The sequence below is a fragment of the Allobosea rubneri genome (assembly GCF_032464875.1).
In the GTDB taxonomy this organism is placed as follows: Bacteria; Pseudomonadota; Alphaproteobacteria; order Rhizobiales; family Beijerinckiaceae; genus Allobosea; species Allobosea rubneri.
Map to the genome: position 1 here is coordinate 1 of NZ_JAWDID010000113.1, position 2567 is coordinate 2567.

The 2567-nt window shown below is 60.7% G+C and carries 3 protein-coding genes; 2 read left to right on the forward strand and 1 reads right to left on the reverse strand.

Translation table 11 applies throughout. From position 1 onward, the window contains the following. Positions 1 to 145 precede the first annotated feature (145 nt). Together RKE40_RS29410 and RKE40_RS29415 are read left to right on the forward strand one after the other, a co-directional pair. Positions 146 to 883, forward strand: coding sequence for a Crp/Fnr family transcriptional regulator (locus RKE40_RS29410; protein ID WP_316021701.1), 738 nt, complete (start codon positions 146 to 148; stop codon positions 881 to 883). A 42-nt stretch (positions 884 to 925) separates the two neighbouring features. After that, entirely contained in the window at positions 926 to 1153 is a 228-nt protein-coding gene (locus RKE40_RS29415) for a DUF6894 family protein (protein WP_316021702.1), read from the forward strand. A gap of 28 nt (positions 1154 to 1181) precedes the next feature. Here RKE40_RS29415 and RKE40_RS29420 read toward each other — a convergent pair whose 3' ends face one another. Then, complete coding sequence (locus RKE40_RS29420) at positions 1182 to 2369, reverse strand: YihY/virulence factor BrkB family protein (protein WP_316021703.1); 1188 nt, start codon at positions 2367 to 2369, stop codon at positions 1182 to 1184. Positions 2370 to 2567 lie beyond the last annotated feature (198 nt).

A 2567-nucleotide genomic window follows, 5' to 3' on the forward strand; every position in this document is an offset into this window, starting at 1 on the left:
GCGCCAGACCATCCAGCAGAGACGCTTGCAGCATCAGCTGAAGGCCGCATAACCTCAAACCCAGATGAGCCAGAGCCTCCGTTCCTGAGACATCGAAACAGCCTCAAATCATCTGACGACGGACACCTCATTCCGAAGAGGGCCGATGGATAAAGAACAATATCTGCAAGGACTGGTTCGGAAGCTCGAGACCAGCTCCCCCCTTCCGTTCGAAGAGCGCGAACAGCTGCTTCGCCTGCCGTTGACCCTGAAGCGTTTCGAGGGCGGCCAGGACATCGTCAGCGAAGGTGAGCGCACCAAGCAGTGCTGCCTCGTCTCGGAAGGGCTGGTCTGCCGCTACAAGATTGTCGGCGACGGGCAGCGCCAGATCCTGTCTCTGCACCTTCCTGGCGACATTCCGGATATTCATTCTCTGCTCGTCGAGCAGATGGATCACAATCTGGGAACGCTGACTCCGGCGACCGTTGGCTTCATCCCGCATGAGGCGGTTAAATCCTTGACGCGTTCCTATTACCGGATCGCCGAAGCATTCTGGCGCGAAACCCTTGTTGAGGCCTCCATCTATCGCGAGTGGATGGTCGGGATTGGCCGACGTTCGGCCCCGAGCCGTATCGCTCATCTATTTTGCGAGTTCATCACCAAGATGACCGCGATCGGGCTATCCGACGGCGTCACATGCGAGCTGCCTCTCACACAGTCAGAAATTGCCGACGCGCTCGGACTGTCCACCGTCCACATGAACAAGAAACTGCGCGAAATCCGGCAGGCTGGGCTGGTTCGGGTCCGTTCAAGCCGGCTGACCATTCTCGACTGGAATGGCCTGTGCGAACTGGCTGAATTCGATCCCGACTATCTGCACCTTCGACGCAGCTCCAAAATTTGAGATGGCGTCGGAACACCGGGCTGTGAATCGCATTTCACAAACATGCCCAAGTACTTCTTCCACACCCGAGACGGCGGACATGTCGAGCTGGACGACGAGGGCACTGACCTGCCCGACGATCAGGCCGCGAAGAACGCCGCCAAGGAACTCCTATCCGGGTTGAACCGCGAAAAGCTCCCGAACGGAGATCATATGGAACTGGCGGTCACCGTGAAAAACTCAGCCGGCGCGGAAGTGTATTCGGTGACCCTGAACCTGGATGGGCATTAGGGCGCCGCCCGCTCGACAACCGTATCGCTCAGTCCTTTCGGTCTGCGGCGTCGGCCCCACGCAGGCCGATAGGCATTGCCGGCCCCTTCGTCGTGTCTCGATCTGTCTGCCGCTCGGCCTCGGAGTTCAATTCCGCTCCAATCAGCAAGATTGTCGCGGAGAGCCAGATCCACGTCAGCAAGCCGATCACCGCGCCGATCGTGCCGTAAGTCTTGTTGTAGTCGGCGAAATTGGCGACGTACCAGGAAAATGCGATCGAGCCCGCGATCCAGGAAATTGCGGCGAAGAGGGCGCCTGGGCTGACCCAGCGCCATTGGGCATCGTCGCGGCTCGGGCCGAGCCGATAGAGGATGGCGAGAGCGGCCATGAGGACAATGAATAGCACCGGCCAGCGCCCGACCGAGATGAGCCATTCGCTGAAGGTGCCGAGATAGAGATAGTCGAGAACCACGGGAAGCACCGCGATCGCTCCCAGGGCCGTCAGGAGGAACAGCAGGATTCCGAGGGTGAAGGCGAGCGAGATTGCGTTGAGCTTGAAGAAGTCTCGCTTGTCATCTTCGCCATAGGCCACGTTCAGTGCGTCGAACAAGGCCTTCACGCCGGCATTGGCGCTCCAGATCGCAACGGCGAGACTGATGAAGAATGCCAAACCAAGCGTTGCGCCGCCGCTGCTGCGGATTCGAGCAACCTCATCGCGGAGGAAGTCGAGAGCGCCCGCCGGCAGGAAACCATCCAACAGGGCGAAGTGACCGGCGATGGTTCCGGGATCGGCCGCGAGGCCATAGAGCGACACGAAAGCCGTCAGCGCCGGGAAAAGTGCCAAGAGGCCATAGAAGGTCACGCCAGCAGCGACAGCCAGGACGCGGTCGCGCCCGACTTCGAAGTAAGTGCGCCGAAAAATCTCCTTCCAGCCTGGGAAAGGTATTTCGGTGGGAGCGGAGGCTTGGTTTCCCTGGTCGCTTCGCGAGACGGCCTTACCGTCATAATGCCGATCGCGTGCGCTTCGGGCTCCAACACCCGTCGCCAGCAGAAATGCGAGCAGCAGGCCGAGCGAGCCAGCCAGGGCAGCCATCACGCTGGTTGAACCTCTATCGCGATCACCCGGCAATGGATTGGTCGAGCGCTTCCGCCTGTTCGACGCAACGGAGCGGGCGTTACGCCGATGCCGCTCGAAAGCGCCGTGCCAGAGTGAGGTGAGATCAATCTGAGCGGCCATGCTTGCTCCTGCGCTGCTTCATTCCCAACAGCGGGAGAACAGATGGGTTCCCAAAGAGCAGATCGCGCGTGGTGTCAAACGGCCCGCAAAGTTGCCCCCCGATCGGCGTCCAATGTTGACCCCTTGAGTATGCTTCGCGGCGAGGAGGCGGCGCGGCGGAGCTGGTCTGGATTGCGCAGCCGCGCCGGCTCCGGATCG